Below are 26,514 nucleotides of genomic sequence, written 5' to 3' on the forward strand. Positions count from 1 at the left end.
GTCGCCGTTCACCGGGAGACGAGGTCGGCGAGGACGCGCAGGGTGTGCGGATCTGGGGAGAGGGCCAGGAGGTCGGTCACCGGCCCCTTCCGCCACGACTCCAGCCGCTCGGCGATGCGTTCACGCGGTCCGACCAGGGAGATCTCGTCGGCGAAGGCATCGGGGACGGCGAGCACGGCCTCCTCCCGGCGGCCGTCGAGGAACAGCCGCTGGATCCGCCGGGCTTCCTCCTCGTAGCCCATGCGGGCCATCAGATCGGCGTGGAAGTTGCGGGCCGCGTGACCCATGCCGCCGATGTAGAAGCCGAGCATCGCCTTGACGGGCAGCAGCCCCTCGGCGACGTCGTCACACACCCGGACCTGTGTCATCGGCGCGACCATGAATCCCTCGGGCAGCTCCGCCAGGGCCGGGCCGTAGACCTCCGGCCGGTTCGGCGACCAGTACAGCGGCAGCCAGCCGTCGGCGATCCGGGTGGTCTGGGCGACGTTCTTCGGGCCCTCGGCGCCCAGCAGGACGGGCAGATCGGCGCGCAGCGGATGCGTGATCGGCTTGAGGGGCTTGCCGAGGCCCGTGGCGTCCGGGCCGCGGTAGGGGTGGGAGTGGAAGCGGCCGGCCAGTTCGACCGGGGCCTCGCGGCGCAGCACCTGCCGTACGACGTCGACGTACTCGCGGGTCGCGGTGAGCGGTGAGGCGGGGAACGGGCGGCCGTACCAGCCCTCGACGACCTGCGGGCCGGAGAGGCCGAGGCCCAGCAGCACGCGGCCGCCGGAGAGGTGGTCCAGGGTGAGGGCGTGCATCGCGGTCGTGGCCGGTGACCGGGCCGCCATCTGCGCGACCGCCGTGCCGAGCCGGATGCGGGAGGTGTGCGCCGCGATCCAGGTGAGCGGGGTGAACGCGTCCGAGCCCCAGGACTCCGCCGTCCAGACCGAGTCGTAGCCGAGCTGTTCGGCCTCCTGCGCGAGGCGCACATGACCGGGGGAGGGGCAGCGGCCCCAGTAGCCGAGCGCGAGACCGAGCCGCATACCTGACTCCTGACGATGTGTCAGTTGACGGGCCGCCGACTGTACGGCAACGGCCCCCCACCCGGAAGGGCGAGGGGCCGTGAGGGCCGAGGGGCTCAGCCGCGCTGGATGCCCGACGTGTCCTGGAGGACACCGCGGCGGCCGTCCTGCGTCTGGGCGACCAGGGCCGCGCCGCGCTGCTCGACGGCCAGGTACCAGGTACCCGGGGCGAGTTCGGCGATCGGCGTCGGCGAGCCGTCCTCCGCGAACAGCGGCCGCGGCACCGGCACGGCGAACCAGAACGGGGAGAAGTCCCCGGCCGGCGGCTGCGGAGCCTGGGCCTGCGCCTGCTGGGGCTGCGGCTGACCGCCGTACGGCTGCCCCGGCTGCGGCTGGCCGTAGCCACCGGGCTGCTGCGCGCCCGGGTAGCCGTAACCACCGGGGGGCTGGGCGCCGTAGGGCTGCGGGGCGGCCGGGCGGGGGGCCGGGAGGAGGGCGCCCTTGAGGGCCGGGACGAGGGGGGTGGCGATGGCGGCGGCGGCCATCAGCAGCGTGGCGACGAGGGCGAGGATCAGGCCGATGCCGGCGTCCGGACCGTCCCCGGAGGCACCGAAGTTGTTGTTGGCGCTCGCCGGGTCGAAGATGTTGCCGAGGGCGCTCCACGCGGCGAAGACCGTGAGGGCGGCGCCGACCTGGCCGAGTTCGAGCCCGGCGACCTTCGGGGCCTGCGTCAGACCGCGGCCGACGACGACGAGCGCGGCGCCGAAGATGCCCGCCAGCACAACGCCCATGAGTACCGGGCCGCTGCCCCACAGGCTGGGCATCTCCAGGCCCTCCGGAGCGCCGTCGGACGAGTAAAAGTCGAGAAACGACGCGATGAACAGCAACACCGCTGCTCCGATCACCACGCCGTCGCCTCGAGTGAGAGAGCGGATATTCACTTCAGGTCCTTCGTAAGTCGTCTCATCGTCGGTAGAGGCGTCGCTGTCACCATGCCGCCGTCCGGACTCGGTGTGAAGCGCGGGGGTGGCCCCTCATCGTAAGGAGGACCCTATCGTCCGCCAGGTCAGGGTGTCCGCCGGGATCTGCCGGTCCACCCCTACCCGCGCAGGAAACTCACGATTCCCTCAGAGATCCCTTGCGCCGCCTTCTGTCGCCACGCGCCGCTGGTGAGCAACGCCGCGTCCTTGCTATCGCGCATGTTGCCGCACTCGATGAACACCTTGGGAACCGTTGACAGATTGAGACCGCCCAGGTCCTCACGCGTGACGAGTCCGCCGCCGTCGCCGATGTAGTTGGAGGGCGCGCTGCCGGTGACGGCCACGAAGCGGCCCGCGACGCGCTCGCCGAGATCGCGGGAGGGGCCGACGATCGCCCGGGTGTCCGCGGCGCCCGCGTGGACCGCGCCGGGCAGGATCACATGGAAGCCGCGGTTGCCGGCGCCGGAGCCGTCCGCGTGGATCGAGACCACGGCGTCGGCCTTCGCCCGGTTGCCGATCCGGGCCCGCCCGTCCACGCACGGCCCGAACGGCCGGTCGCCGTCCTGCGTCAGCTTCACCGTGGCGCCCTGCTCCTGAAGGAGTGTGCGCATCCGGTGCGCGACGTCCAGCGTGAACTTCGCCTCGGTGTAGCCGTCGTTGGTGGACGTGCCCGTGGTGTCGCACTCCTTGGAGTTCGTCCCGATGTCCACCTTGCGGTTGATTTCGGAGGCGTGCTGGAAGTTGCCCGGGTTGTGCCCCGGGTCGATCACGACGACCTTGCCCTTGAGCGGGCCGGAGGCGGCGGGCGCGGAGGCCGAGGCGGTGGGTTTCGGGGAGCCGCTCGGCTCCTTGGCGTCGTCGGAGGGCGCGCTCGACGCGGCGGGCGAGGAGGACCGCACGCCCGCCCGTCCCGAGCCCCCGTCGTCCCCCGGGCCGCCCACCGTCTCGTACACCAGCCAGCCGAGCAGCGCCCCCGGCACCAGCGCGGCGAGCGCAACGGTCAGGGGGCCGCGACGGCGGCGGGGCTGGGGAGGTTCGAAGTCCGGGCCTACGTACGACACGCCAGTCAGCTTACGGCGGGCAGCCCGACTCGGCTCACATCGCAGCTTGGCTCGAAAGCGTGTGCGGTTGCTCCGCGTGGGCTAGCGTCGTCGTGTACACGCCATCACAAGGATTACGGGGATTGTATGAAGTTCACGAAACGTGTTGCCTCGCTTCTGACCAGCGGTGCCCTGATGGGGGTGTCTCTCGTGGGCATCAGTGCGCCGAGTGCCAGTGCGGACGGCGGCTGCCTGTCGACTGCCGTAGGGGTCAATAATTCCAGCGGAGTCTTCCAGCTCAAGAAGACGCTTCCCCTCAAGAAGGGTCCCTACTCGGCCTGTGAGGATGGGCTGTTTGCGCTTAAGGGTAGAAAGTTCTACGCATGGTGCTATGACCGCAATGCGCACGGCAACATGTGGTACTACGGGCGGGAACAGTTCGACGACGACATGGGGTGGGTGTACATCGGTAACGTCACCTTCCTGTCCGGCACGCTGAACCCTTGCCCTTTTAGCTGAATTGCCCGGAGTCGTGAAGGTGGAGGCTCCCGCCCTCATTCGCGTGAAGCGTGGGCCGGGGGCCTCCGTCCGGTGAGCGGCTTGCATGGAGCGAGAGCCCTACGATCTGCGGTCCGTACTTCGCGTCGTGTGTCGGCGTGACAGCGCTCACGCGCTGGGCGGCGGCCCGAGGACGGCCCGACGGGTGGCGGGCTACGCCCCGTTCCCGCCGCCGTCCCCGTGCCGTACCGCTTCCTTCACCCGCGCCTCCACCTCCTGGCGCGGTGTGCCCTCCTGCTTCGCGTACCCGGTCACGGCCGCCTGGACGTCCCGGGCGAGATCGCGCCAGGCGCGCCAGGCCGTCTCCCAGGTGGTGGTCTGTTGGTCGCTCCACTTGGTCCGGGTGGGCGGCCCGTACGCGTCCTGGAGGTGACGCACGCGGGCGTACGCCTCGTCCGCCGCGCGCTGCTTCTCCACGAGCTCATCGAAGGTGTGTGCCACGCGCCCGGATCCTTGGGCAGTGGCGGTCGCCCGCCGACTCGCCACGCCGCCGGTGGGCCGACCGGGAAGGGGTGTCGGGGGTGCGGTTCACCCGCCCAGCCGCCCGGCGCGTGCCGGTGCGTCAGATGCCCGGACCCGTGCGCCGCAGGACCCGCAGCGAGTCCGTCGCCGAGACCTCGGTGAACGCGCCGGAGGCGAGCGCCCGCAGGTAGATCCGGTAGGGAGCCTGGCCGGTGAACTCGTCCTGCGGGTCGGGGAAGACGTCGTGGATGAGCAGCAGACCGCCCTCGGTGACGTGCGGCGCCCAGCCCTCGTAGTCGGCGGTGGCGTGCTCGTCGGTGTGGCCGCCGTCGATGAAGACGAACCCCAGCGGCGTCCGCCAGAACGCGGCGATCCGCGGGGAACGCCCGACCAGCGCCACCACGTGCTCCTCCAGGCCCGCCCGGTGGAGCGTGCGGCGGAACGTGGGCAGCGTGTCCATCAGGCCGATCTCGGGGTCGACCGTCTCCGGGTCGTGGTACTCCCAGCCCGGCTGCTGCTCCTCACTGCCGCGGTGGTGGTCCACGGTGAGTGCGCTGACCCCGGCCTCGCGGGCCGCGTCGGCGAGCAGGATCGTGGACCGGCCGCAGTACGTGCCGACCTCCAGCAGCGGCAGCCCGAGCCGCCCGGCCTCCACGGCCGCCGCGTACAGCGCCAGGCCCTCACCGGCGGGCATGAACCCCTTCGCCGCCTCGAACGCGGCCAGGATCTTGGGCTTCGGCGCCGCGGGCATGGGGTTCCTCTCGGTCGTACGACGGTCCGGGCGCCCATCGTGCCGCACCCCCTGCCGAGAGGACGACAGGGGGTACCGGTGAGTAGCCCAGCGGGGTCAGGCCGAGACCGTCTCGCCCGGCAGCGACAGGTCCAGGTCGACCGGGCGCTCGTCACCCGTGTGGTTCGCCGACGAGGCGAGCGGGCCGTGCCCCGTGGCCCGGGCTGTCACGACGTAGGAGCCCCGGTCGGGGACGGTGAGGGCGTAGCTGCCGTCCTCGGCGGAGAGCGTCGCCCCGGCCTGGCGGCCGCGGTGGTCGATCAGCGTGACCTTGGCGCGGGCGACCGGGGAGCCGTCGGCGCCCAGCACCAGGCCGCGGAAGCCGCGCAGGACCTGCTCGGCGCGCTCCAGCGCCGCGTCCTCCTCGCTGCTGGCCCGCAACTGCGGCTTGCCCGACGGCCGTCGGCCCGGCAGGAACAGCGCCAGGAGCAGGCCCACGGCCACCGCGCCCGTCGCGATCAGGAAGGAGACCCGGAAGCCGTGCATCGTCGGGATCTCGACGCCGCCCACGGTGTTCGCGGTGTTCGCCAGCACCATGCCGATCACGGCGCTCGACACCGACGTGCCGATGGAGCGCATCAGGGTGTTGAGGCCGTTGGCCGCACCCGTCTCCGAGGCCGGGACCGCGCCCACGATCAGCGCGGGCAGCGACGAGTAGGCGAGGCCGATGCCCGCGCCGAGGAGCACCGAGATGACCAGGCTCTGCCAGGCGGCGCTCATCAGCCCGAGCCCGGCGCCGTAGCCGATCGCGATGATCAGCAGACCGAGGATCAGGGTGAACTTGGGGCCGTACTTCGCGGACAGCCGGGCGTAGACGGGAGCCGTGAACATCATCGTCAGGCCGAGCGGCGCGACGAGCAGACCCGCGACGACCATCGACTGGCCGAGGCCGTAGCCGGTGGACTTCGGCAGCTGGAGCAGCTGGGGCAGGACCAGGGAGACGACGTAGAAGGAGACGCCGACCATGATCGAGGCGAGGTTGGTGAAGAGCACGGCCGGGCGGGCCGTGGTGCGCAGGTCGACCAGCGGGGCCTTCAGGCGCAGCTCCATCACGCCCCACAGCAGGAGCACGACCGCCGACGCGGCGAACAGGCCGAGGGTGGTGCCGGAGGCCCAGCCCCAGTCGCTGCCCTTGGTGATCGGCAGCAGGAACAGGACGAGCCCGGCGGAGAGGCCGAGCGCGCCCGGCAGGTCGAAGGTGCCCTCGGCGCGCATCGGGGACTCCGGCACGACGAGGAGGGTGAGGGCGATCGCGAGCAGGCCGAGGCCGGCGGCGCCGTAGTAGAGGGTGTGCCAGTCGCTGTGCTGGGCGACCAGGGCGGCGGCGGGCAGGGCGAGGCCGCCGCCGACGCCTATGGAGGAGCTCATCAGGGCCATCGCCGAGCCGAGCTTCTCGCGGGGCAGCATGTCGCGCATCAGGCCGATGCCGAGCGGGATCGCGCCCATCGCGAAGCCCTGGAGCGTACGGCCGGCGATCATCAGCAGCAGATCGCTGGTCAGCGCGCTGACCAGGGCGCCGACGACCATCACGGCCAGGCTCAGGATCAGCATGCGGCGCTTGCCGAAGAGGTCGCCCAGGCGGCCCATGATCGGAGTGGCCACCGCGCCCGAGAGGAGGGTCGAGGTGAGGACCCAGGTGGCGTTGCTGGGGGCGGTGTCCAGCAGTTGCGGCAGATCCTTGATCACCGGAACGAGCAGGGTCTGCATCACCGCGACAACGATGCCCGCGAAGGCGAGCACCGGGACCACGGCCCCGCTGGCTCGGCCGGCGGGGCGGTCTGTCGTCGTCTGCGTCATTGAGGAGGGCCTCCAGGCCGGGGAGCGTCGAGTTACATGGACTCTGAACCTTGTATGTCCAGGCAACTATTCCGTTGCTTCGGCACCCTAACGAAAACTTGACCTTCTCTTGGGGAAGGGCCGTGCGTACCCGCGCGAAGCCCTAGGTCGAAATCCCGATGCGGGGGCTGTGGAGTGGTTGAGAGCATGACACCCATGCTCGAAGCCGCCGAAATGACCCGTACGCCCCGTCGCACCGCGCCTCGCACCTGGCTCGTCGTGGCGCTCACCTGCGCCGGTCAGTTCCTCGTCGTCCTTGACGTCTCCGTCGTCAACGTGGCGCTGCCGTCGATGCGGACCGGGCTGGGACTCGGCGAACAGGGGTTGCAGTGGGTGGTGAACGCCTACGCCATCGCCTTCGCCGGGTTCATGCTGCTCGGCGGACGCGCCGGGGACCTCTACGGCCGCAAGCGGATGTTCCTCGTCGGGCTCGGCCTGTTCACCCTGGCCTCGGCGGCCGGCGGGCTGGCGCAGGACGACTGGCAGCTGCTCGTGGCGCGGGCCGTGCAGGGGCTGGGCGCTGCGGTGCTGGCGCCCTCGACGCTGACGATCCTCACGGCGTCGGTCCCGGAGGGCGCCGCCCGGGCTCGGGCCATAGGGACCTGGACGGCGGTCGGGGCCGGCGGCGGCGCGGCGGGCGGACTGGTCGGCGGGCTGCTGGTGGAGACGCTCTCCTGGCGCTGGGTGCTGCTCATCAACGTGCCCGTCGGCGCCGTGGTGCTCTGCGCCGCCGCCTGGTTCCTCACCGAGGGCCGGGCCGGGGACGGCCGCCGCCTCGACCTGCCGGGTGCGCTGCTCGTGACGGCCGGCCTCGGCACGCTGGCCTACGGCATCTCCCAGACGGAGGCGGCGGGCTGGACTGCACCGGCCACCCTGCTTCCGCTGCTCGCCGGGCCGGCCCTGCTCGGGGCGTTCCTCGCGGTCGAGGCCCGCACGGCGAGCCCCCTGATGCCGCTCGGCCTGCTGCGTGTCCGTTCGGTCTCCTCGGCGAACGTCTCGATGTTCCTGTGCGGCTCGGCGATGTTCTGCATGTGGTTCTTCATGACGCTCTACGCGCAGAACGTCCTCGGCTACACCCCGTTCGAGGCCGGTCTCGCCCTGGTCCCGAGCTCCCTCGCCGTCATCCTCGGCTCGAAGCTCGCACCCCGCCTGATGCGGCCGGTCGGCCCGCGCAACGTCGCCGTGCTCGGCACCCTGGTCGCCGTGGCCGGCTTCGCCTGGCAGTCCACGATGACCGCCGACGGCTCCTACGCCACGTCGATCCTCTTCCCGGGCATCCTCATGATGCTCGGCGCGGGCCTGGCGGCGACCCCCCTCGCCTCCCTGGCCACCTCCGGCACGGCGCCCGGGGAGGCGGGCCTGGTCTCCGGCCTCGTCAACACGTCCCGCACGATGGGCGGTTCCCTGGGTCTGGCGGTCCTGTCCACCCTGGCCGCGTCCGAATCGGCGGGCAGCGCGACCCCACAGTCCCTGACGGAGGGATACGCCCTCGCGTTCCGGGTGGGCGCCGGAGTACTGGCGGCCGGGGTGGTGCTGATGTGGGTGTGGCTGCCGCGGCGGGCGAGGGAGCACCAGGGCACCTGAAAAAACCACGCCAGGCGTGGCCCGGAACGGGGGCGTGACGGCGTTTCCCGGGCACGCCGCCGCTGTTCGGGTCCGGGGACGCACTGATCCGACGGCGGGGCCCCGCACGCGGCCCCATGGGCGCTCCAGAGCCTCCCGTTCACCCCGAAAAGGCGGCACTGACCTGGCCTTTCGTGAGGTCCGAACGTACCGTCGGCGGACGCGGAAGGGGGCCGGATGGACCGGAACATACGCACCGTCGACGACGTACTCGCCCTGCTCGACGGGCTGTTCGCACCCGAGGCCGATCGGTGGACGGGCCGCGGTGCCGACTGGTGGGACGGCTTCTACGCCGACCGCTCGCGGACGGTGCCGTTCTTCGTGGCGAAACCGGACGAAAGCCTGGTGGCCGCCGTGGAGCGGGGCCCGGCCGGCGGGGGACGGGCGCTCGACCTCGGGTGCGGACCCGGGCGCAACGCGCTGTATCTGGCCGCGCGCGGCTTCGAGGTCGATGCGGTCGACCTGTCCTCGGCAGCCGTCGACTGGGCCCGGGAACGCGCCCGTGAGGCGGGGGCCGAGGACGTACGGTTCCATCACGGGGACGCCTTCGCGCTCGCCGGCGGGGTACTCACCGGACCGTACGACCTCGTCTACGACTCCGGCTGCTTCCACCATCTCCCTCCGCACCGCCGGGTCAGCTACCTCGCCCTGCTGGAACGACTCCTGGCGCCCGGCGGCCTGTTCGGCCTCACCTGCTTCGCCGCCGGGGACGGAGGGATGGGGTCGGAGCTGTCCGACGGTGACTTCTACCGTGAGGGGACGGGCCTGCGGGGCGGACTCGCCTACACGCCCGAGGCGTTGCGTGGGATCTTCTCCGGCCTGACCGAGCTCGGACTGCGGCGGATGCGCGACGAGCCGGAGGACTCGGAGTACTTCGGCGAGTCCTTCCTGTGGACCGCGTTGTTCCGGCGGGCGCAGGGCTCAGAGCCGGCCCTGGCGGCGGGCCTCGCGTAGGGCCTCCATGCGGTTGCGGGTGCCCGTCTTGCCGATCGCGGAGGAGAGGTAGTTGCGGACCGTGGACTCCGACAGGTGGAGTCGGGCGGCGATGTCGGCGACCGTCGCGCCGTCCGCGGAGGCCTTGAGCGCGTCGCTCTCACGGGCCGTGAGGGGGTTGGGGCCCGCGCTGCCGAACGTCGTGAGGATCAGCACCCGGCATCCGGGGACCCGGACGCGCAGGTCGGCGGCGGCGTCCAGACCGCTCCTGCCCGGGAGTTCGATGTCGAGGAGGGCGACGTCCGGGAGGTGCGCGAGGGCCGCGTCCAGGATCGCGTCGCCCGCGGCCACCCGGGCGACGACCTCGATGTCGTCCTCCATCCCCAGCAGCAGCGCCGGCGCACCGCGCATCATGCCCTGGTCCTCCGCGAGCAGGACACGGATGGGCTCCCCGGTCACGGGCCCGGGTCGGGGCGGGGCGGGTCGAGCAGCGAGGTCAGCGTCCGGATGAAGGACGACGCCGAATGGTCCGCGTGGTCGCGGATGCGCACCGCGACGGTCTCGGCGCCCCCGCCCTCCAGGAGCTGTACGAGCCGGTCGAGATCCTGCCCGTACCCCTCCTCGGTGGTCAGGTAGAAGTCCGTCGCGTCGTACGCCATGTGGAAGACGTGCTTCTTCACATCGCTCAGCGTCAGATAGTCGTCGTGCGTCTTGGGGGTCGGCTCGGGCGCGCCCACGCACACCGCGGGGGTGCCGGCGCCCCAGGAGTTGACCGCCAGGTGGTACGTGTCGGTGACGACCAGCCGGTAGCGGGGCAGGACCCCGACCAGGTCGCCGACGGTGGGGTTCCCCGGGCGGGCCGCGATGTGGCTCACCGCCGGAGGGACCTCCCGGTCGAACCAGGGCAGCCACTCCAACGGGGCGCCCAGACGGTCGGACAGACCCTGGCAGAAGCCGGGCAGCCAGTCGGGGATCGGCGTCCGGGCCCCCAGGAAGACGCCGATCGCGCCGCCGTCGGGGACCGACCGGGACCACTCGGTGGCCGGAAGGTGGCCGAGGTCGCCGGGGCGGGAGAGCAGCGCCGCGTCCGAACCGAAGTGGTCGGTCGTACGGTCCCGGCGCAGATGCGCGATCTTCGCCGCCGAGAGCGGATCCCGCACCCACATCCGGTGGCTGCGGGTCACCAGGCGGGAGAACAGCGGGCCGTACTCCTTGTCCTCGTAGTCGGACTGCGTGTTGTGCAGGATCGTCCCGCCGTAGCTGACGGTCCGCGCGAGGACCTCGTCCGGCTGGTCCGCGAACAGCAGGGCGCGGTTCAGCTGCGCCCGGGCGTCGTCCCGGTCCGCGGCGAAACCGAAGTCGAGCAGGCGGTTCGTCGCGTCCTGGGCCAGGTAGTGCCGGGTGTGCAGGAAGTCGCCCCAGAACACGACCGCGTCATGGTCCCGGAGCGTGTCGAGGTGCTCGGCCAGCGGGTGGAAGCGGAACGGGAACTCGGTGCCGCGCACACCGTCGCGCAGCGGCACGGTCTCCGGCGTGTGCAGCGTGTACCAGGTGGCGTCGAACCCGGTGTCCATCCGCCGGCGCAGGGACTCGAACGCCAAGTCCACGGTCAGCATGCCCGTGTTGCGGTACCCGATGTTCGGCGCGGTGATGACGGCGACGCGTCCCATGTGCTCCCGTTCCCCCGGCCGTTGTCGCCGGGTGTTCTACGTGGTCGCGCGGATCACCGGCCAACGTACACGTCCGCGTCGCTGCGAAAACGTCCCGCCCCGGCAGGCCGGGCGTCCTCCGGGTCGAGCGGAAGCTCCGCCGTCACGTCGAAGCCGCCTCCCGTTCGCGCCCCCGCCGTCAGCGAGCCGCCCGCCGCCGCGAGGCGCTCCGTCAGCCCGGTGAGACCCGTGCCGGTGGAGGGGGCCGGGCCCGTGCCGTCGAGGCCCGCTGGACCCGTGCCGTCGAGGCCGGCTGGACCCGTGCCGTCGAGGCCGGCTGGACCCGTGCCGTCGAGGCCGGCTGGACCCGTGCCGTCGAGGCCGGCCGGACCAGGGCCGTCGGAGTCGGCCGGAGCTGTGCAGCCGCCGGCGACCACCGTGTCCCCGGTGCCCGCCCCGCCGCCGTCGTCGGCGACCGTCAGCCGCACCCGCTCCCCGCACCCCGACAGGGTGATCTCGCAGCGCTCCGCACCGCTGTGTCGTACGGCGTTGGTGACCGCCTCCCGGACCACCCAGCCCAGCAGCGCCTCCGTCTGCGGTCCGAGCGGAGGGCCGGAGCGGCTCACGACGAGCGTGACGCCCGCGGCCGTCAGGGCCGAGTGCGCCCGGTCGAGTTCCGTGGCGAGGCCGCCCTGCCGGTAGCCGGTCACGGCCTCCCGGATCTCCGTCAGCGCCTGCCGGCCCACGGCCTCGATGTCAGTGATCTGGGCCAGCGCCGCGTCCAGATCGCGGCCGGCCAGCCGCCGGGCCGCCTCCGACTTCACGACGATCATCGACATCGTGTGCCCGAGCAGGTCGTGCAGGTCGCGGGAGAAGCGCAGCCGCTCCTTCTCGACCGCCCGGTGGGCCAGCTCCTCACGGGCGGCGCGCAGCTCGCGCACCGCCTCGGAGAGGCGCATGATCGCGGCCGTCACCATCGTCGAGATCCAGGTGGCGTACGCGATGTCGAGGCCGCCCCAGCCGTCGTGGAAACAGGCCACCGCACCCGCCAGCACCGCCACGGCCGTACCGGGCTCCACGTGGTCATGGCAGCGACGTTACGGACCGGGCGGGGCCCGCGGCAGAGGCGGTTGTACGGACTCCGGCAGGACAAATGTCATCGCCGCACGGCGATCCGGCCCAGTGGATCGAGACCCGCGCACTGATCCGGCCCAGCGTACCTGACACAGTGTCAGGAGTCTTCACAAGTGCCGGGGCCTCGGCTATACAGAGGGCGCTGGACTGGAACGCGTTTCAGTTCGCGTCCCCGGTCCGGCACCAGACGGCCTCGGTGCGGCCGACGGTGCGGACGGCCGTACCGAGGTCCTTCCTCCGGCGATCAGGAGCCCCATGCCCATCGACGCAGCCAAGGCGCTCGCCGCCGGACCCCGGACCGGCGAGATCTCCTGGGACCACAGGGACGTGCAGCTCTACCACCTCGGCATCGGCGCGGGCAGCCCCGCCACCGACCCCGACGAACTGCGCTACACCCTGGAGTCCCGGCTGCACGTCCTGCCGAGCTTCGCCACCGTCGCGGGAGGCGGAAAACCCGGCGTGACCAGCGGTCTGTCCATGCCCGGCATCGAGGTCGACCTGGCCCGCGTCCTGCACGGCGGCCAGAGCCTCGTCATCCACCGGCCCCTCCCGGCGACGGGCACCGCCACCGCGACCAACCGGATCGCCGCCGTGTACGACAAGGGCACCGCGGCCGTCCTCGTGCTGCGCACCGACGTCGCCGACGCCGACGGCCCGCTGTGGACCAACGACGCCCAGATCTTCATCCGCGGCGAGGGCGGCTGGGGCGGCGACCGCGGCCCCTCCACCCGCCTCGAACCGCCCACCGGCGCACCCGACCGGACCGTCGAGCGGCCCGTCCGCGACGACCAGGCGCTGCTCTACCGCCTCTCCGGCGACTGGAACCCGCTGCACGCCGACCCGGAGTTCGCCAAGCTCGCCGGATTCGAGCGGCCCATCCTGCACGGCCTGTGCACCTACGGCATCACGCTCAAGGCGGTCGTCGACACGCTCCTCGGCGGGGACGTGACCCGGATGCGGTCCTACGCCACCCGGTTCGCCGGGGTCGTGTACCCGGGGGAGACCCTGCGGATCCGCATGTGGCACACGCCGGAGTCCACCCGGGTCGCCGTCGGCGCCGTCGAGCGGTCGGACGCGCCCGTCCTCGCCGACACCATCGTCGAACACACCTGAGTCCAGAACGCCGTACGAGGGGAGCCCGCACCATGCGCGCAGCCGTACTGCACGAGATCGGCCAGGACAAGCTGGAGGTCCTCGACGACGTCGAGGCGGTGGGGTTCGGACCCGGCAAGGTGCGGATCCGGGTGCGCGCCACGGGGCTGTGCCACTCGGACCTGTCCGCGATGGGCGGGGTGCTGCCGCAGCCCGCGCCGTTCGTGCCCGGGCACGAGGGGGCGGGCGAGATCGTCGAGGTCGGCGAGGGCGTGAGCCGTCTGAAGGCCGGTGACCGGGTCGTGGTCTGCTGGCTGCCCGCCTGCGGCGCCTGCCCCGCCTGCAAGCGCGGCCAGACCGAACTGTGCCTCGCCGGGTTCGTGAACGCGGGCACCCCCAACTTCAAGCGCCCCGGCGGGGACGTCTTCGGCTTCGCCGGCACCGGCACCTTTACCGAGGAGGTCGTCGTCGACGCCGGCTGCGCGGTGCCGATACCCGACGACGTGCCCTTCGACATCGCCGCCCTCATCGGCTGCGGGGTGACGACCGGGCTCGGCGCCGCGCTCAACACGGCCGACCTGGAGGCCGGTTCGTCGGTGGCGGTCATCGGCTGCGGGGGCGTCGGCATCTCCGTGATCCAGGGCGCCCGGCTCCGGGGCGCAGCGGAGATCGTCGCCGTCGACCCGATCGAGTCCCGCCGGGAGTCCGCGCTCAAGTTCGGCGCCACCCGGGCGATAGCACCCGGTGAACTGCCCGACGCCAAACAGCGGATCACTGCCGGAGAGGGCTTCGACCACGTCTTCGAGGTCGTCGGCAAGTCGGCCACGGCACGCACCGCGTACGACAACACCCGGCGCGGCGGCACCCTCGTCGTGGTCGGCGCGGGCGCCATGGACGACTTCCTCCAGCTCAACATGTTCGAGTTGTTCTTCGACGAGAAGCGCATCCTGCCGTCCATGTACGGAGGCGGTGACGTGCTGCGCTCCTACGAACGCACCATCGCCCTGTGGCGGGCCGGCCGGATCGACCTGGCGGGCCTGATCACCCACCGGGTCCCGCTCGCCGACATCAACGAGGCCCTGGACCAGATGCGCACCGGGACCGCCCTGCGCACGTGCATCGAGCTGTGAGGACACCCGCCATGCCGCTGCCGCTCCAAGGGCTGTCCGCGATCGTCACCGGCGCGGGCCGCGGGCTCGGCCGGGCCGAGGCGCTGGAACTCGCCCGGCTCGGCGCCTCCGTGGTCGTCAACGACTACGGACAGCCCGGCCGCGACGGCAGCGGCGAGGCGTCCGCGGGGCCCGCCGAGGAGGTCGCCGCCGAGATCCGGGCGACGGGCGGTACCGCGCTCGCGCACACCGGCGACGTCTCCGACTTCGCACAGGCCCGCACGCTCGTCGGCGCGGCCGTCGACGCCTTCGGCAGGCTCGACATCCTCGTCAACAACGCGGGCATCCTGCGCGACCGCATGGTGTTCTCCATGACCGAGGAGGAGTGGGACTCCGTCCTGCGCGTGCACCTCAAGGGACACTTCAACACCACCCGGTTCGCCGCCGCGCACTGGCGGGAGCGGTCCAAGCGGGCCGGGGAGCCGGTGTTCGGGCGGATCGTGAACACCTCGTCGGAGGCGTTCCTCGCCGGTTCCGCAGGCCAGCCCAACTACGCCGCCGCCAAGGGCGGGATCGTCGGTCTCACCACCTCCACCGCCCTCGCGCTCGGCCGGTACGGCGTCACGGCCAACGCCATCTGCCCCCGCGCCCGCACCCGGATGACCGAGGACGTCTTCGCGGGCATCGGGCAGCCCTCCGGCACCGGCCTCGACCCGCTCGCCCCCGAGCACGTCGCCCCCCTCGTCGGCTATCTGGCCTCACCCGCGGCCGCCCACGTCAACGGGCAGCTCCTCGTGGTGCACGGCGGGATGGTCGCCGTCGTCGAACGGCCGCGGGTCGCAGCGAAGTTCGACAGCAAGCAGGACACCTTCACCTACGAGGAGCTGGAGGCCGTCCTCGGGCCGTACTACGCGGACCGGCCGGCCGGGGAGACGTTCGCCGCGGCGGAGGTGCTGGGCCTGAAACGCGGATGAGAGACACCGGGAACGGCGCTGGGCCTGAAACGCGGGTGAGCGACTCCGAAAACACGGAACGGCCCTCCCCGCTTGTGGCGGGAAGGGCCGTTCGCCGTCTGGTGACTGACGTGCCGTCAGGCCGCAGTCACGGCCTGCTCGGTCTGCGCCACCGGCTTGCGGTGGCGTCCGCGCGGAGCCGTCTCGCCGTCCTGCGTGGAGACCTCACCACGGTGCCGGCCGGCACCGGTGGAGGACTGCTGGACGTCGGCCGTACGCGGCTGGTTCGTGCTGGCGTCGCTCATCGGATGGAATTCACCCCGTCAACATGATCTTTTTTACAGCCGGGTGAGTCTAACCGGCGCCCCTGACCTCGGATCCAGGCAGCCACGCCAACCGGCACTAGTTCGTTACAAGGCGTCCCAACGGCGCTTCCTGAAGGGGCACAGGGCGTGCGGCGGAGGGCGCCGCCGGAGGCTCGGCGGGCCGGGCCGATGGTTCCGCGGGCCGGGCCGATGGGTCTGCGGGCCGGGCCGATGGGTCTGCGGGCTGTACGGAATGTTCCACCGCCGGGGCCGCCGGCTCGCGATCCGGGAGCGGTTCCGTCGCCGCCCCCGGCTCCGGTGCGGCGGCCGGCGGCGGACTCACCTGAGCCACCCCGCACGGCACGGCCTCCGTCGCGTACGGCAGCCGCAGCACCCCCTCCGGCGTCCACAGGCCCGCGCCCGCCAACCACCCCTCGGGCGCCCGGAGATGGTGCACCCGCCGCTCGGCGGGCCGCCAGACACCCACCCAGCTGCCCGTCGGCCCGTCCACCCGCAGCGCCACCGCACAGCTCTCCGGCGTCAGCACCTGCCCCGGCTGGATCGCGAACGGCGTGACGGAGCAGTCCCGCACCCGCAGACACTCCGGGAAGCGCACCGGCAGCGAACTGCCCAGGACACCCCAGCCCAGCCGGTCCTGCCCCGGCGAGGGTGCGTCCGAGCGGACGATCAGCAGCCCGCTGTCGTGGTCGGCGAGCAGCAGCCGGTCGTCGCTCTCGGCGGCGATCTGCAGCAGCGGCGACACCTCGCCACCGGCCTCCAGGTCCACCACGACGGACTTGGTGTGTCCGCCGGTCTCCCGGTCCAGCGCCAGCAGCCGCCCCGACCGGTCCAGCCAGACCCCGCCCGAGCAGCGGCCCGGCAGTTCGGCCAGCCGCTCGGGCCCGAAGGCGCCGCCCGCCACCAGCCACACCGACGTCGCACGCGGCCCGACGGCCAGGGCGTAGGCCCGTTCACCGCCCGGCGCGGGCGGCAGCAGCCGCAGCCGGGCGGCCCCGTCCGGGCACTCGACCGCGCCCAGGGGCAGCTCGCCGGTGCCGGGCCCGGTCGGGTAGAGCAGCGAGAAGGCGTGCCGCCCGTCCACCACCCGGTGGATGAGGACCCGCCCGTCGGCCATCGGCTGCACCTCGGTACCGGGCTCCTCCGGCTGGTTGCGGGGCAGCGGCACCGCGTACGGCTCGGGGCCGTCCAGGGTCCAGCGCTCCGGGAACCAGGAGCCGCCGGCCGACGCCAGGCGGGCGCCGTAGGCACCGTCCGCGGTGAGCGTGCAGCCTGACGGCGCGGACACGTCCTCGTCCTCGTGTCCCGCCGAAGGTTCGACGTGTCCCGCCGACGGTTCGATCACACAGGCCGTCATCGTTCGGTCACCTCCAGTGACGAACGCTAGGTATCGCACGCGCGGACGGGGAATTCCTCGGGCGCAGACTTCACACATAAGGGTGTTCCAGGAACGATTCGCCTGAGGAAAAGGGGGCGATTGTGCTGAGCGGGGTCAGGGGTGCCGGGAGCGGGCGGTGGCGGTGCAACGCCACAGATCAGGCGGGTAGCCTTGCTCCCGTGCCCCGTCTGTCTGAAGTCATCGCCGCGCTGGAGACCCTGTGGCCCGCCGAGCGGGCCGAGTCCTGGGACGCGGTCGGCACCGTCGCGGGCGACCCCGACCAGCAGGTCACGCGGGTCCTGTTCGCCGTCGACCCGGTCCAGGAGATCGTCGACGAGGCGGTGAAACTGGGCGCCGACCTGCTCGTCACCCACCACCCGCTCTACCTGCGCGGCACCACCACGGTCGCGGCGACGCACTTCAAGGGCCGCGTCGTGCACACCCTCATCAAGAACGACATCGCGCTGCACGTCGCCCACACCAACGCCGACACCGCCGACCCGGGTGTCTCCGACGCCCTCGCGGGCGCGCTGGACCTGCGCGTCACGGGGCCGCTCGTGCCGGACCCCACCGACCCCGAGGGCCGCCGGGGCCTGGGCCGCATCTGCGCGCTGGACCACCCGCTGACCGTCCGCGAACTCGCCGCCCGCGCCGCCGAGCGGCTGCCCGCCACCGCGCAGGGCATCCGCGTCGCCGGCGACCCCGAGGCGCTCGTACGCACGGTCGCCGTCAGCGGCGGCTCCGGCGACAGCCTCTTCGACCAGGTCCGCGCGGCCGGGGTCGACGCCTTCCTCACCGCGGACCTGCGCCACCACCCCGCCGCCGAGTTCCTGGCGGATCGCGCCCACAGCCCCCTCGCGCTGCTCGATGCGGCGCACTGGGCCACCGAGTGGCCCTGGTGCGAGCTGGCCGCGAGCCAGCTCGACGAGATCTCCGACCGGCACGGATGGGACCTGCGCGTCCACGTCTCGAAGACGGTCACCGACCCCTGGACCGCGCACGCGGCCTCGCCCCCTTCTGATCCCCTTGGAGCCCCGAACTGAACGCCGCGCCCGCAGACCAGATCCGCCTCCTCGACGTCCAGGGCCTCGACGTCCGTCTCCAGCAGCTCGCGCACAAGCGCAAGTCGCTGCCCGAGCACGCCGAGATCGAGTCGCTGACCAAGGACCTCACCCAGCTGCGCGACCTCCTCGTCGCCGCGCAGACCGAGGAGAGCGACACCGCCCGTGAGCAGACCAAGGCCGAGCAGGACGTGGACCAGGTGCGCCAGCGCGCCACCCGCGACCAGCAGCGCCTCGACTCGGGCGCCGTCACCTCCCCCAAGGACCTGGAGAACCTCCAGCGCGAGATCACCTCCCTCGCCAAGCGGCAGGGTGATCTCGAGGACGTGGTGCTGGAGGTCATGGAGCGCCGCGAGTCCGCTCAGGAGCGGGTCGCCGAGCTGACCGAGCGTGTCACCTCCGTCCAGTCCAAGATCGACGACGCGACCGCGCGCCGCGACGCCGCCTTCGAGCAGATCGACGGCGAGGTCGCCACGGTCACCAAGGAGCGCGAGGTCGTCGCCGGTTCCCTTCCGGCCGATCTGCTGAAGCTCTACGACAAGCTGCGCGGCCAGCAGGGCGGCGTCGGCGCTGCGAAGCTGTACGCGCGCAGCTGCCAGGGCTGCCGGCAGGAGCTCGCCATCACCGAGCTGGCCGAGATCCGCAAGGCGGCACCCGACACGGTGATCCGCTGCGAGAACTGCCGCCGCATCCTGGTGCGCACGTCCGAGTCCGGTCTCTAGGCCTTCAAGGAGCCCTTCCGGTGCGGGAGTTCATCGTCGAGGCCGACGGCGGCTCGCGGGGCAACCCCGGGCCCGCCGGCTACGGCGCCGTGGTCAGTGACGCGGCGACGGGGGAGACCCTGCGGGAGACCGCCGAGTACATCGGCGTCGCCACGAACAACGTCGCCGAGTACCGCGGCCTCCTCGCCGGGCTGCGCGCCGCCCACGCGCTGGACCCGGCGGCGACGGTCCACGTCCGGATGGACTCCAAGCTCGTCGTCGAGCAGATGTCGGGCCGCTGGAAGATCAAGCACCCCGACATGAAGCCCCTGGCCGCGCAGGCGGCCCGGGTCTTCCCGCCCGGCCGGGTCACGTACGAGTGGATCCCGAGGGCCCAGAACAAGCACGCGGACCGGCTGGCCAACGAGGCGATGGACGCGGGGGCCAGGGGCGAGCAGTGGTCGGAGGCGGAGTCGACGGCGGAGCTGGACACGGCGGGTGAGGTTGGTGCTGCTGGGGGTACCGGGACCGCTGGGGCTGCCGGGGCTGCTGGGGCCTATGGGAGTGCTACGGGCGCTGTTCCGCCGGAGCCGCCGCCCGGTGACGCGGCGGCGGGCGCGGCGCGGGTGCGTGGAGCCCTGGCGGAAGGCCGCGCGGCGGCCACGTCGGCCGGCTCGGGCCCGGACACCGCGCGGGTCTCGAAGGAATCCGGCCGGGGCGTCCCGGCCGGGGCGGCGTCCGGCTCGGCCGGAGCGGCGTCCGACTCGGCGGCGGACGATGCCGATGCGCGTGCCGTGAGGGCCGCCGGGGATGCGCGTGCTCCGCAGGCCGAGGCCGATGGCGAGACCCGTGCCGCGAGGGCCGATACCGATGCTCGTGCCGATGCCCGTGCCGCGAAGGCCGACGCCGAGACTCGCGTCGCTCAAGCCGCGAAGGCCGGCGCCGACACCCGTGCCGCCAAAGCCGTGGCCACCCCCGGCTGGGCGCCCGCCGACATGGGCGCCCCCGCCACTTTCGTCCTGCTGCGCCACGGCGAGACCCCGCTGACACCCCAGAAGCGGTTCTCCGGGAGCGGTGGCACCGACCCCTCCCTGTCCGACACCGGCCGGGAGCAGGCCGAGCGGGCCGCCGCGATGCTGGCCCGGCGCGGCACGATCCAGGCCGTCGTGTCGTCGCCGCTGGCCCGTACGCGGGAGACCGCCGGGATCGTCGCCGCCCGGCTCGGACTCGACGTGAGCATCGACGACGGACTGCGCGAGACCGACTTCGGCGCCTGGGAGGGGCTCACCTTCGCCGAGGTGCGCGAGCGTCACCCCGACGACCTGAACGCCTGGCTGGCCTCACCGGACGCCGAACCCACCGGAGGGGGCGAGAGCTTCGCGGCGACGGCCACCCGGCTCGCCGCGACCCGCGACAAACTGGTCACGGCCCACGCCGGCCGCACCGTCCTGCTGGTCACGCACGTGACCCCGATCAAGACGCTGGTGCGGCTCGCCCTGGGCGCCCCGCCGGAGTCCCTGTTCCGCATGGAACTGTCGGCCGCGTCCCTGTCGGTCGTCGCGTACTACGCCGACGGCAACGCCAGCGTCCGCCTCCTCAACGACACGTCCTACCTGCGCTGAGCCCCGACGCCGACCGGGCCAGCTCCTCGACGCGGCCCCAGTCGCGGGCGGCGACCGCGTCCGGCGGCAGCATCCAGCTGCCGCCCACGCACCCGACGTTGGGCAGGGCCAGATAGTCCGGGGCGGAGGCCGGGCCGATCCCGCCCGTGGGGCAGAAGCGAGCCTGCGGCAACGGCCCCGACAGCGACTTCAGATACGCCGTACCGCCTGCGGCCTGCGCCGGGAAGAACTTCATCTCCCGCACCCCGCGCTCCAGCAGTGCCACGACCTCGGACGCGGTCGACACGCCCGGCAGGAACGGCACGCCGGAGGCCCGCATCGCCTCCAGCAGCAGATCCGTCCAGCCGGGACTGACCAGGAAGCGGGAGCCCGCGGCCACCGCCTCCGCGACCTGCTCGGGACGGATCACCGTCCCGGCACCGACCACCGCCCCGGGCACCTCCCGGGCGATCTCCCGGATCGCATCCAGGGCCGCGGGCGTCCGCAACGTCACCTCGATCGCGGGCAGCCCGCCCGCGACCAGCGCCCGCGCGAGCGGTACGGCGTCGGCGGCATCCTCGACGACGACGACGGGGACGACGGGCGCGAGGTCCAGCACGGAGGCGGGCGGGGCAGGGGAGACCATGGCGTCATCCTGCCGTCGGCATGCAGGGTACGCAAAGGTCGTTGCGCACCCTGCAATGACCGCTGGTGAACCTCGCCAAGATCACCAATGAAACTCGTTCACGATCGCTGGTGACCGTCGTCCACGATCGCTAGTGAACCTCGTCCACCAGCACGTCCAGCGACCAGCTCTGCCCCGACTTCGCCGGAACCTGCGCCTCCACGACGTACCCGAGATCCCGGAGCGCCTCCACCAGCTCCGCAGGCCCCTTCGGCTCCGCCCCCGAGGTCAGCAGGCTGCGCACGATCCGCCCCTTGGTCGCCTTGTTGAAGTGGCTCACCACCTTCCGCGTCGGCGCGTGCAGCACCCGCACGGACGCCGTACGCTCCGCGACCTCGCCCTTCGGCTTCCAGGCGGCGGCGTACGCGGCGGACCGCAGATCCAGCACCAGCCCACTCCCGGCCACCTCGGGCAGCACCGACGCCATCGGCGTACGCCAGTGCGCGCCCAGTGCCCCGAGCCCCGGCAGCTTCACGCCCATCGAGCACCGGTAGGACGGAATCCGGTCCGTCACCCGCACGGCACCCCACAACCCGGAGAACACGAGCAGCGACCGCGCCGCACGCCGCTTTGCGGCAGTGTCGAGGGACGCCAGCCCGAGGGAGTCGTACAGCACCCCGGTGTAGATCTCCCCGGCCGGCCGCGCCCCAGCGGTCCGCAACTCCGCGTTCTTCGCGACCTCGCCCCGCAGCCCCTCGCTCAGCCCCAGCACCTCGCGCGCCTTGTCCTCGTCGCCGGAGCACAGCTCGACCAGCTCGGTGAGAACGGCCTCCCGGGCGGCGGTCAGGCCCGGCAGCGACAGCGACTCCGGCTTCAGCGGGGCACCGCGGCCGGAGGAGGCCTTGCCTTCGGACGGCGGCAGCAGGACAAGCACGCGTACTCCTTCGATCGAACTCCGCCGACAGCGTACGGGGGGTCCGGAACAGGGGCCGCCCGGCCTTCGGACAAGGCCCGGGAGCGTGTGCCACGATCGAGGGAACGGTTCCCGATCTCACGGCGGGTGGTTCGGCGATGTCCCAGTCTGGCGAGCGACAGAAGGAGGGGCGTGACATGACCGCCATGGCCCACGAGCCGCTCTCGCAGGAAGACGTCCTGCTGGAGGGCTTCCTCGCCCTGGACACCCCGGAGGGTTTCCGGGCGGAGCTGATCGAGGGGGAGATCGTTGTGACGCCGCCGCCGGACGGGGATCACGAGAAGTACATCAGCCGGATCGTGAGGCAGGTGATCAGGCGCTCCCGGACCGACATGGACTTCTCGGGGAACAAAGGGCTGAAGCTGAGGAGCGGGGGCGCATGCCCCAAGAACCACCTGATTCCGGACGTCACCTTCGGCCTCATCGAGCGCGACTTGTTTGCCGGAGCCGATCCCTGGATGCCCTGCGACGGCGTCGCGATGGTGATGGAGGTGACCTCCACCAAGCCGCAGGCCGACCGCGAGGCCAAACGCCGCTGCTATGCCCGCGCCGGCATCCCCCTCTACCTGCTCGTCGACCGGGACACGGCGCAAGTCACGGTGTTCAGCGAGCCGAAGGGTGACGACTACCGCGAGCACTGCGCCCGCCCTTTCGGCAAGCCCATCACTCTTCCGGAACCCTTCGCCTTCGACCTGGACACCGCCGACCTCGTCTGATCCCCTGTGGGCGGGGGTGCGATATGGGGATGCGCGAACAGACCAGCTGGACCAGGGCCCGGCTGGGGCGGGCCGGTCCGCCCCTCGACCTCCTCACCGCCCACTTCGACAGCCACGTCTACGCGCCCCACGCCCACGACGAGTTCACCATCGGCGTCACGGTCGGCGGCTCGGAGGTCATCGCGTACCGGGGCGGTCACATCCACTCCTACCCCGGCTCGATCGTCGTCCTGGAGCCCGGGGAGATGCACACCGGCGGCCCGGCCGCCTGCGACGGCTACGCCTACCAGGCCCTCTACGCCGAACCGGCCCTCCTCACCGACGGCACCCTCGGCGGCCTCCCGCACTTCCGCGACCCCGTCCTCCACGACCCGGAACTGGCGGCAGCCCTGCGCGCCGCCCACACCGACATCAGCGCCTGCCCCGACCCGCTGGAGGCCGAGTCCCGGCTGCCCTGGCTGCTCACGGCACTGGCCCGCCGCCACTCCACGGCCCGGGCGGCGAACGACACGGTGCCCGGCGCCGGCCACATCGCCCGGTCCGTACGCGACCGCCTCGCGGACGAGCTGCTGGACCCCCCGTCCCTGGCCGCCCTCGCCACGGACCTGGGCCTGTCCCGCTACCAACTGCTCCGCGCCTTCCGCACGACGATGGGCGTACCGCCGTACGCCTGGCTCGCCCAGCACCGGGTGGCCAGGGCCCGCGGCCTCCTCGAAGCCGGACTGCGCCCCGCCGAGGTCGCCGGTCTCGTCGGCTTCGCCGACCAGGCGCACCTCACCCGCTGGTTCCGCCGGGTGCTGGGGGTGACCCCGGCGGCGTACCGCAACAGCGTTCAAGACACCGCGGAGTGACACGGCCGAGACTCATCGCATGACTGCACGCGGCTGGTTCCTGTTCTCCCTCATGGGAGTGATCTGGGGCGTCCCCTACCTGATGATCAAGGTGGCGGTGGACGAACTGTCCCCGTCCATGGTGGTGTTCGCACGCTGCGCCCTCGGCGCCGCACTCCTGCTCCCCTTCGCCCTGCGCCAGGGCGGCTTCGGCCGTACCGTCCGGACCCACTGGAAGCCGATGCTGGCCTTCGCCGTCATCGAGATCATCGGCCCCTGGTGGACCCTGACCGATGCCGAACGCCATCTGTCCAGCTCGACCGCCGGACTCCTGATCGCGGGCGTGCCGATCGTCGCCCTGCTCCTGGCCCGTTTCTTCGGCGCGGAGGAGCGGGTGGGCGCCCGCCGCCTCGCGGGCCTGACCCTCGGCCTCGCGGGCGTCACCGTCCTGACTCTGCCGCACCTCACCGGCGGCGACGCCCTGTCCATGGCCGAGGTACTGGTGACGGTCGTCGGCTATGCCACGGCCCCGCTGATAGCCGCCCGGTACCTCAAGGACGTGCCGACGCTCCAGCTGATCACCCCGTGCCTGACGCTGGCCGCCGTGGTCTACGCCCCAGCGGCATTCCTCACCCGCCCCGCGACCATGCCCTCGGGCGAGGTCCTGGCAGCCCTCGCCGGCCTGGGAGTGATCTGCACCGCGATCGCGTTCGTGGCCTTCCTGGAGCTGATCAAGGAGGTCGGCCCGACCCGGGCCGGCGTGATCACCTACGTCAACCCTGCGGTGGCGGTCGCAGCGGGCGCGCTCTTCCTGGACGAGGAGCTGACCCTCGGCATCGCCGTGGCCTTCACCCTGATCCTGGTCGGCTCGGTGCTGGCCACGGCCGCGGCGCCGAAGCGTGCCGTCCGCCGGGTACCATGGTCGACACGGCAGACGAGCCGGGCGGACGGCCGCGTGGAGTGCCCCTGAGGGGGAGCTTCCCGAGGAACGTCCGGGCTCCACAGGGCAGGGTGGTGGCTAACGGCCACCCGGGGTGACCCGCGGGACAGTGCCACAGAAAGCAGACCGCCGGGGACCTCGGTCCTCGGTAAGGGTGAAACGGTGGTGTAAGAGACCACCAGTGCCCAGGGTGACCTGGGCAGCTAGGTAAACCCCACCCGGAGCAAGGTCAAGAGGGGCCGCCTTTTCGAAGGTGACCCTGCGCGGACGATCGAGGGCTGCCCGCCCGAGTCCGCGGGTAGACCGCACGAGGCCGGTGGCAACGCCGGCCCTAGATGGATGGCCGTCTCCCCGGCCGCCGCGAGGCGACCGGGTGACAGAACCCGGCGTACAGCCCGACTCGTCTGCCGCTACCTGCGGCTTTGCCTTGGAAAGGGCCTCTGAGCTGCGTCGGAGGCCCTTTCCGATCTTTCAGGAGCTTGCCGTGTTAGGCGGCAAAAAGTCCCTCGGAAGTCCCTCGGACAGAGCTGAAAGTCCCTGAAAAGTCCCTGGAGCGGAGGGGCGGGCGACGCCTCTGAGCTGGGTGTTCGCGACAGCCGTTGGAGCATGGCGCTGGAGCCGCGGGCATCGTGGCGGTCCTGGCCCGGCGGGGTTACGCCGCCTCGGCGTCGGCCGTCGTGTCGTTCCGCGCAGCCCATTCGGCGCGGGCTGCGGTGAGCCGAGGGTGCATGGCGCGAAGCTCTTCCAGCTGCCCGGCCACCGCTTCGATGAACTCGGCCAGCTGGTCCGGACCCATCGGGCGGGTGTACATGTCGGCGGCTACTTCGACCAGTACGTGCGGGACTCGGTAGGCCGGGCTGACTGTCGAGTCCGGACTTACGGCGAGGTGTGCGCAGAGCACCTGCCAGGACTCGTACTCCTCGTAGGCCTCGGTGTATTCGGCAGAGGCCACAGCGCCGTACATCTGGTGGTGTACGTCGGCCGGGTGGGGCCTGCCCTTCATTTCAAAGGTGTGGTCCGTCGTGCACCAGGACGGGCAGGTGACGGTGTGCCGGGTGCCGTATCTGTCGTCGTACATCCAGGTGCGGTCAAGCGCTGCGGCCGTCTCGCCGGTCCCCCCGGATACCAGGCACGCGAGCTGCGTACGTGCGGCCCGGAGCTTCGCCAGGTGCGCGCTCAAGTCGCTGATCAGTTCGTCGACCTCTCCGAGGTCGAGCATCGGCCAGTCGCCGCCGGCCACGAAGTCCAGGCCGGGCGTTTCGTCGTCTACCTGGGACAATGGGAACGCCATGATGCCGTCCCTGCGCTGACAGGCGTAAGGGCGGTGAGCACCCATGGCGATTAGCGGGCCGTGGTGAAGGTGTTCGCGCGGGTCCTCGTGGTCCCTGGGGTTTCCATCGCAGAAGGGTGCGGCTCTGTTTGAGGAACGGTGATCACGCCGAGAGTGCGAGGCTGTCGCGGTAGCGGATGGCGTGAACCCGCAGGTGCTCGCGCTGCGCGTGATACTTCCAGTACTCCTCGAAGTCGCCGTTGCTGATCACCGTGCGGAGCCTGAGGACGGCCTCGGCTCCGGCCAGGCCCCAGCGGGCGCGGGTGATGTCCATCCGGTCCTTCACCAGGTGCCGGCACGCCCCCTCGATCACGCCTGTCGCGATCGGCCGGCGCTCGGCCAGCGCGATGTCATAGCCGAGGTAGGGGAGTTTGGCCCGCAGGTAGCAGACCGCCTTGTCCACCCCCAAGCGCCGCTGGCCGTCCAGTTCCGCCGCGTCCGCGTTCGCTTCGAGGGCGTCGGCGACCTGCTCGGCCCGGCCCTTAAGGATCTCCAGGGCCCGCTCGCCGACCCAGGTCTCGGCGGCGGGGTCGGTCTTGGCGAAGAAGCACCAGGCCGCGCCCCACGCGTACTCCAGCACGTGAACGAAGTCGATCAGCAGGCGTACCTCCAGCCCGCGCGCGTCGCACTGATCATGGATCAGGTCCAGCTGGTGGCGGGCGCCGTCGACCAGCATCACCCATTCCCGCTCCCGGCCGGGGTCGCGGCGCTCGGCCTCGTCGAACACCGTGCCGATGACCTGCGCAGCGTCACGTTCGACGGAGGCGGTCAGCCACTTCGCCTGTGCCCTGGGGCGTTCGGTGCGTTCGGTGCCGTCCAGATCGCCGTGCCTGTGGTCCCACTGGCGCCGCCACACCAGCAACGCTCAGCCGACTA

General features: G+C 72.3%; 25 protein-coding genes, 1 other RNA gene and 2 pseudogenes. 13 read left to right on the plus strand and 15 right to left on the minus strand.

The features are described 5' to 3' along the window. Positions 1-8 precede the first annotated feature (8 nt). The 3 genes from BJ965_RS27340 to BJ965_RS27350 all read right to left on the minus strand — a co-directional run bounded on the left by BJ965_RS27340 (position 9) and on the right by BJ965_RS27350 (position 3,042). Positions 9-1,022: an LLM class F420-dependent oxidoreductase gene (locus BJ965_RS27340; protein WP_184911961.1), complete on the minus strand. Its 1,014-nt coding sequence runs from the start codon at positions 1,020-1,022 to the stop codon at positions 9-11. A 95-nt stretch (positions 1,023-1,117) separates the two neighbouring features. Beyond that, positions 1,118-1,942, minus strand: a complete 825-nt coding sequence (locus BJ965_RS27345; RefSeq protein WP_184911963.1) for a DUF5336 domain-containing protein — start codon at positions 1,940-1,942, stop codon at positions 1,118-1,120. 158 nt (positions 1,943-2,100) lie between these two features. Beyond that, on the minus strand, positions 2,101-3,042 hold the full coding sequence (locus BJ965_RS27350) for an N-acetylmuramoyl-L-alanine amidase (protein ID WP_184911966.1): 942 nt from the start codon (positions 3,040-3,042) through the stop codon (positions 2,101-2,103). A 126-nt stretch (positions 3,043-3,168) separates the two neighbouring features. Between BJ965_RS27350 and BJ965_RS27355 the strand changes: the two genes are divergently transcribed. Continuing rightward, on the plus strand, positions 3,169-3,540 hold the full coding sequence (locus BJ965_RS27355) for a hypothetical protein (RefSeq protein ID WP_184911968.1): 372 nt from the start codon (positions 3,169-3,171) through the stop codon (positions 3,538-3,540). Between the two features lie 192 nt (positions 3,541-3,732). Here the strand turns inward: BJ965_RS27355 and BJ965_RS27360 are convergent, their stop codons facing one another. From BJ965_RS27360 to BJ965_RS27370, 3 genes are all read right to left on the minus strand, one after another. Beyond that, on the minus strand, positions 3,733-4,020 hold the full coding sequence (locus tag BJ965_RS27360) for a hypothetical protein (protein ID WP_184911970.1): 288 nt from the start codon (positions 4,018-4,020) through the stop codon (positions 3,733-3,735). A gap of 121 nt (positions 4,021-4,141) precedes the next feature. Then, on the minus strand, positions 4,142-4,792 hold the full coding sequence (locus BJ965_RS27365; RefSeq protein ID WP_184911973.1) for a class I SAM-dependent methyltransferase: 651 nt from the start codon (positions 4,790-4,792) through the stop codon (positions 4,142-4,144). A 96-nt stretch (positions 4,793-4,888) separates the two neighbouring features. Continuing rightward, on the minus strand, positions 4,889-6,628 hold the full coding sequence (locus BJ965_RS27370) for an MFS transporter (protein WP_184911975.1): 1,740 nt from the start codon (positions 6,626-6,628) through the stop codon (positions 4,889-4,891). 186 nt (positions 6,629-6,814) lie between these two features. Between BJ965_RS27370 and BJ965_RS27375 the strand changes: the two genes are divergently transcribed. Continuing rightward, the gene (locus BJ965_RS27375) at positions 6,815-8,251 is read left to right on the plus strand and encodes an MFS transporter (RefSeq protein WP_376777945.1); all 1,437 of its coding nucleotides are present in this window, start codon (positions 6,815-6,817) and stop codon (positions 8,249-8,251) included. Positions 8,252-8,467: 216 nt separating this feature from the next. Next, positions 8,468-9,244, plus strand: coding sequence for a class I SAM-dependent methyltransferase (locus BJ965_RS27380; RefSeq protein WP_184911977.1), 777 nt, complete (start codon positions 8,468-8,470; stop codon positions 9,242-9,244). Here BJ965_RS27380 and BJ965_RS27385 read toward each other — a convergent pair. From BJ965_RS27385 to BJ965_RS27395, 3 genes and pseudogenes are all read right to left on the minus strand, one after another. Beyond that, positions 9,212-9,682: a response regulator transcription factor gene (locus BJ965_RS27385; RefSeq protein ID WP_313667118.1), complete on the minus strand. Its 471-nt coding sequence runs from the start codon at positions 9,680-9,682 to the stop codon at positions 9,212-9,214. The two genes, BJ965_RS27380 and BJ965_RS27385, sit on opposite strands and share 33 nt — an antisense overlap. Next, positions 9,679-10,893 carry a polysaccharide pyruvyl transferase family protein gene (locus tag BJ965_RS27390; protein ID WP_184911979.1) on the minus strand — a complete coding sequence of 405 codons (1,215 nt, stop codon included), beginning with the start codon at positions 10,891-10,893 and terminating at the stop codon, positions 9,679-9,681. Before BJ965_RS27390 ends, BJ965_RS27385 begins: the two co-directional genes overlap by 4 nt. Before the next feature lie 53 nt (positions 10,894-10,946). Next, positions 10,947-11,942, minus strand: a pseudogene (locus BJ965_RS27395) (sensor histidine kinase); the annotation flags it as partial. 319 nt (positions 11,943-12,261) lie between these two features. Between BJ965_RS27395 and BJ965_RS27400 the strand changes: the two are divergent. The 3 genes from BJ965_RS27400 to BJ965_RS27410 are packed head-to-tail and all read left to right on the plus strand — an operon-like array spanning position 12,262 to position 15,181. Continuing rightward, positions 12,262-13,119, plus strand: coding sequence for a MaoC/PaaZ C-terminal domain-containing protein (locus BJ965_RS27400; protein WP_184911982.1), 858 nt, complete (start codon positions 12,262-12,264; stop codon positions 13,117-13,119). 32 nt (positions 13,120-13,151) lie between these two features. After that, a complete protein-coding gene (locus BJ965_RS27405; RefSeq protein WP_184911984.1) occupies positions 13,152-14,228 on the plus strand; it encodes a Zn-dependent alcohol dehydrogenase in 1,077 nt (358 codons plus the stop codon). A gap of 11 nt (positions 14,229-14,239) precedes the next feature. Further along, positions 14,240-15,181 carry a 3-oxoacyl-ACP reductase gene (locus BJ965_RS27410; protein ID WP_184911986.1) on the plus strand — a complete coding sequence of 314 codons (942 nt, stop codon included), beginning with the start codon at positions 14,240-14,242 and terminating at the stop codon, positions 15,179-15,181. Positions 15,182-15,297: 116 nt separating this feature from the next. On the opposite strand, the gene BJ965_RS27415 is transcribed toward BJ965_RS27410, so the two are convergent. Beyond that, on the minus strand, positions 15,298-15,465 hold the full coding sequence (locus BJ965_RS27415; RefSeq protein WP_184911987.1) for a hypothetical protein: 168 nt from the start codon (positions 15,463-15,465) through the stop codon (positions 15,298-15,300). Between the two features lie 97 nt (positions 15,466-15,562). Then, complete coding sequence (locus BJ965_RS27420; protein WP_184911988.1) at positions 15,563-16,840, minus strand: hypothetical protein; 1,278 nt, start codon at positions 16,838-16,840, stop codon at positions 15,563-15,565. Positions 16,841-17,040: 200 nt separating this feature from the next. Between BJ965_RS27420 and BJ965_RS27425 the strand changes: the two genes are divergently transcribed. From BJ965_RS27425 to BJ965_RS27435, 3 genes are read left to right on the plus strand one after another with little or no spacing between them, the layout of a single operon-like run. Continuing rightward, positions 17,041-17,904 carry a Nif3-like dinuclear metal center hexameric protein gene (locus BJ965_RS27425; RefSeq protein ID WP_184911997.1) on the plus strand — a complete coding sequence of 288 codons (864 nt, stop codon included), beginning with the start codon at positions 17,041-17,043 and terminating at the stop codon, positions 17,902-17,904. After that, positions 17,901-18,644, plus strand: coding sequence for a zinc ribbon domain-containing protein (locus BJ965_RS40200; protein WP_184917621.1), 744 nt, complete (start codon positions 17,901-17,903; stop codon positions 18,642-18,644). The genes BJ965_RS27425 and BJ965_RS40200 overlap by 4 nt, the downstream gene beginning before the upstream one ends. 20 nt (positions 18,645-18,664) lie before the next feature. After that, positions 18,665-20,245 carry a bifunctional RNase H/acid phosphatase gene (locus tag BJ965_RS27435; RefSeq protein WP_184911999.1) on the plus strand — a complete coding sequence of 527 codons (1,581 nt, stop codon included), beginning with the start codon at positions 18,665-18,667 and terminating at the stop codon, positions 20,243-20,245. Here the strand turns inward: BJ965_RS27435 and eda are convergent. Further along, positions 20,220-20,870, minus strand: a complete 651-nt coding sequence (gene eda / locus BJ965_RS27440) for a bifunctional 4-hydroxy-2-oxoglutarate aldolase/2-dehydro-3-deoxy-phosphogluconate aldolase (RefSeq protein ID WP_184912002.1) — start codon at positions 20,868-20,870, stop codon at positions 20,220-20,222. The two genes, BJ965_RS27435 and eda, sit on opposite strands and share 26 nt — an antisense overlap. Positions 20,871-21,000: 130 nt before the next feature. After that, positions 21,001-21,783 (minus strand): peroxide stress protein YaaA, encoded by a 783-nt coding sequence (gene yaaA, locus BJ965_RS27445; RefSeq protein WP_184912004.1) that lies wholly within the window; start codon positions 21,781-21,783, stop codon positions 21,001-21,003. 176 nt (positions 21,784-21,959) lie between these two features. Here yaaA and BJ965_RS27450 point away from each other — a divergent pair, with 176 nt between their 5' ends. From BJ965_RS27450 to rnpB, 4 genes and pseudogenes are all read left to right on the plus strand, one after another. Then, complete coding sequence (locus BJ965_RS27450) at positions 21,960-22,538, plus strand: Uma2 family endonuclease (protein WP_184912006.1); 579 nt, start codon at positions 21,960-21,962, stop codon at positions 22,536-22,538. Between the two features lie 23 nt (positions 22,539-22,561). After that, positions 22,562-23,389, plus strand: a complete 828-nt coding sequence (locus tag BJ965_RS27455) for an AraC family transcriptional regulator (protein ID WP_184912008.1) — start codon at positions 22,562-22,564, stop codon at positions 23,387-23,389. Positions 23,390-23,471: 82 nt separating this feature from the next. After that, a pseudogene (locus tag BJ965_RS40490) lies at positions 23,472-24,188 on the plus strand (DMT family transporter); the annotation flags it as partial. 115 nt (positions 24,189-24,303) lie between these two features. Next, positions 24,304-24,715, plus strand: an RNA gene (gene rnpB, locus BJ965_RS27470) — RNase P RNA component class A. Between the two features lie 245 nt (positions 24,716-24,960). Here the strand turns inward: rnpB and BJ965_RS27475 are convergent. Then, complete coding sequence (locus tag BJ965_RS27475) at positions 24,961-25,599, minus strand: DUF6907 domain-containing protein (RefSeq protein WP_184912010.1); 639 nt, start codon at positions 25,597-25,599, stop codon at positions 24,961-24,963. Between the two features lie 142 nt (positions 25,600-25,741). Beyond that, positions 25,742-26,494: a hypothetical protein gene (locus BJ965_RS27480; protein WP_184912012.1), complete on the minus strand. Its 753-nt coding sequence runs from the start codon at positions 26,492-26,494 to the stop codon at positions 25,742-25,744. Positions 26,495-26,514: the final 20 nt, after the last annotated feature.

The organism is Streptomyces luteogriseus (assembly GCF_014205055.1).
In the GTDB taxonomy this organism is placed as follows: domain Bacteria; phylum Actinomycetota; class Actinomycetes; order Streptomycetales; family Streptomycetaceae; genus Streptomyces; species Streptomyces luteogriseus.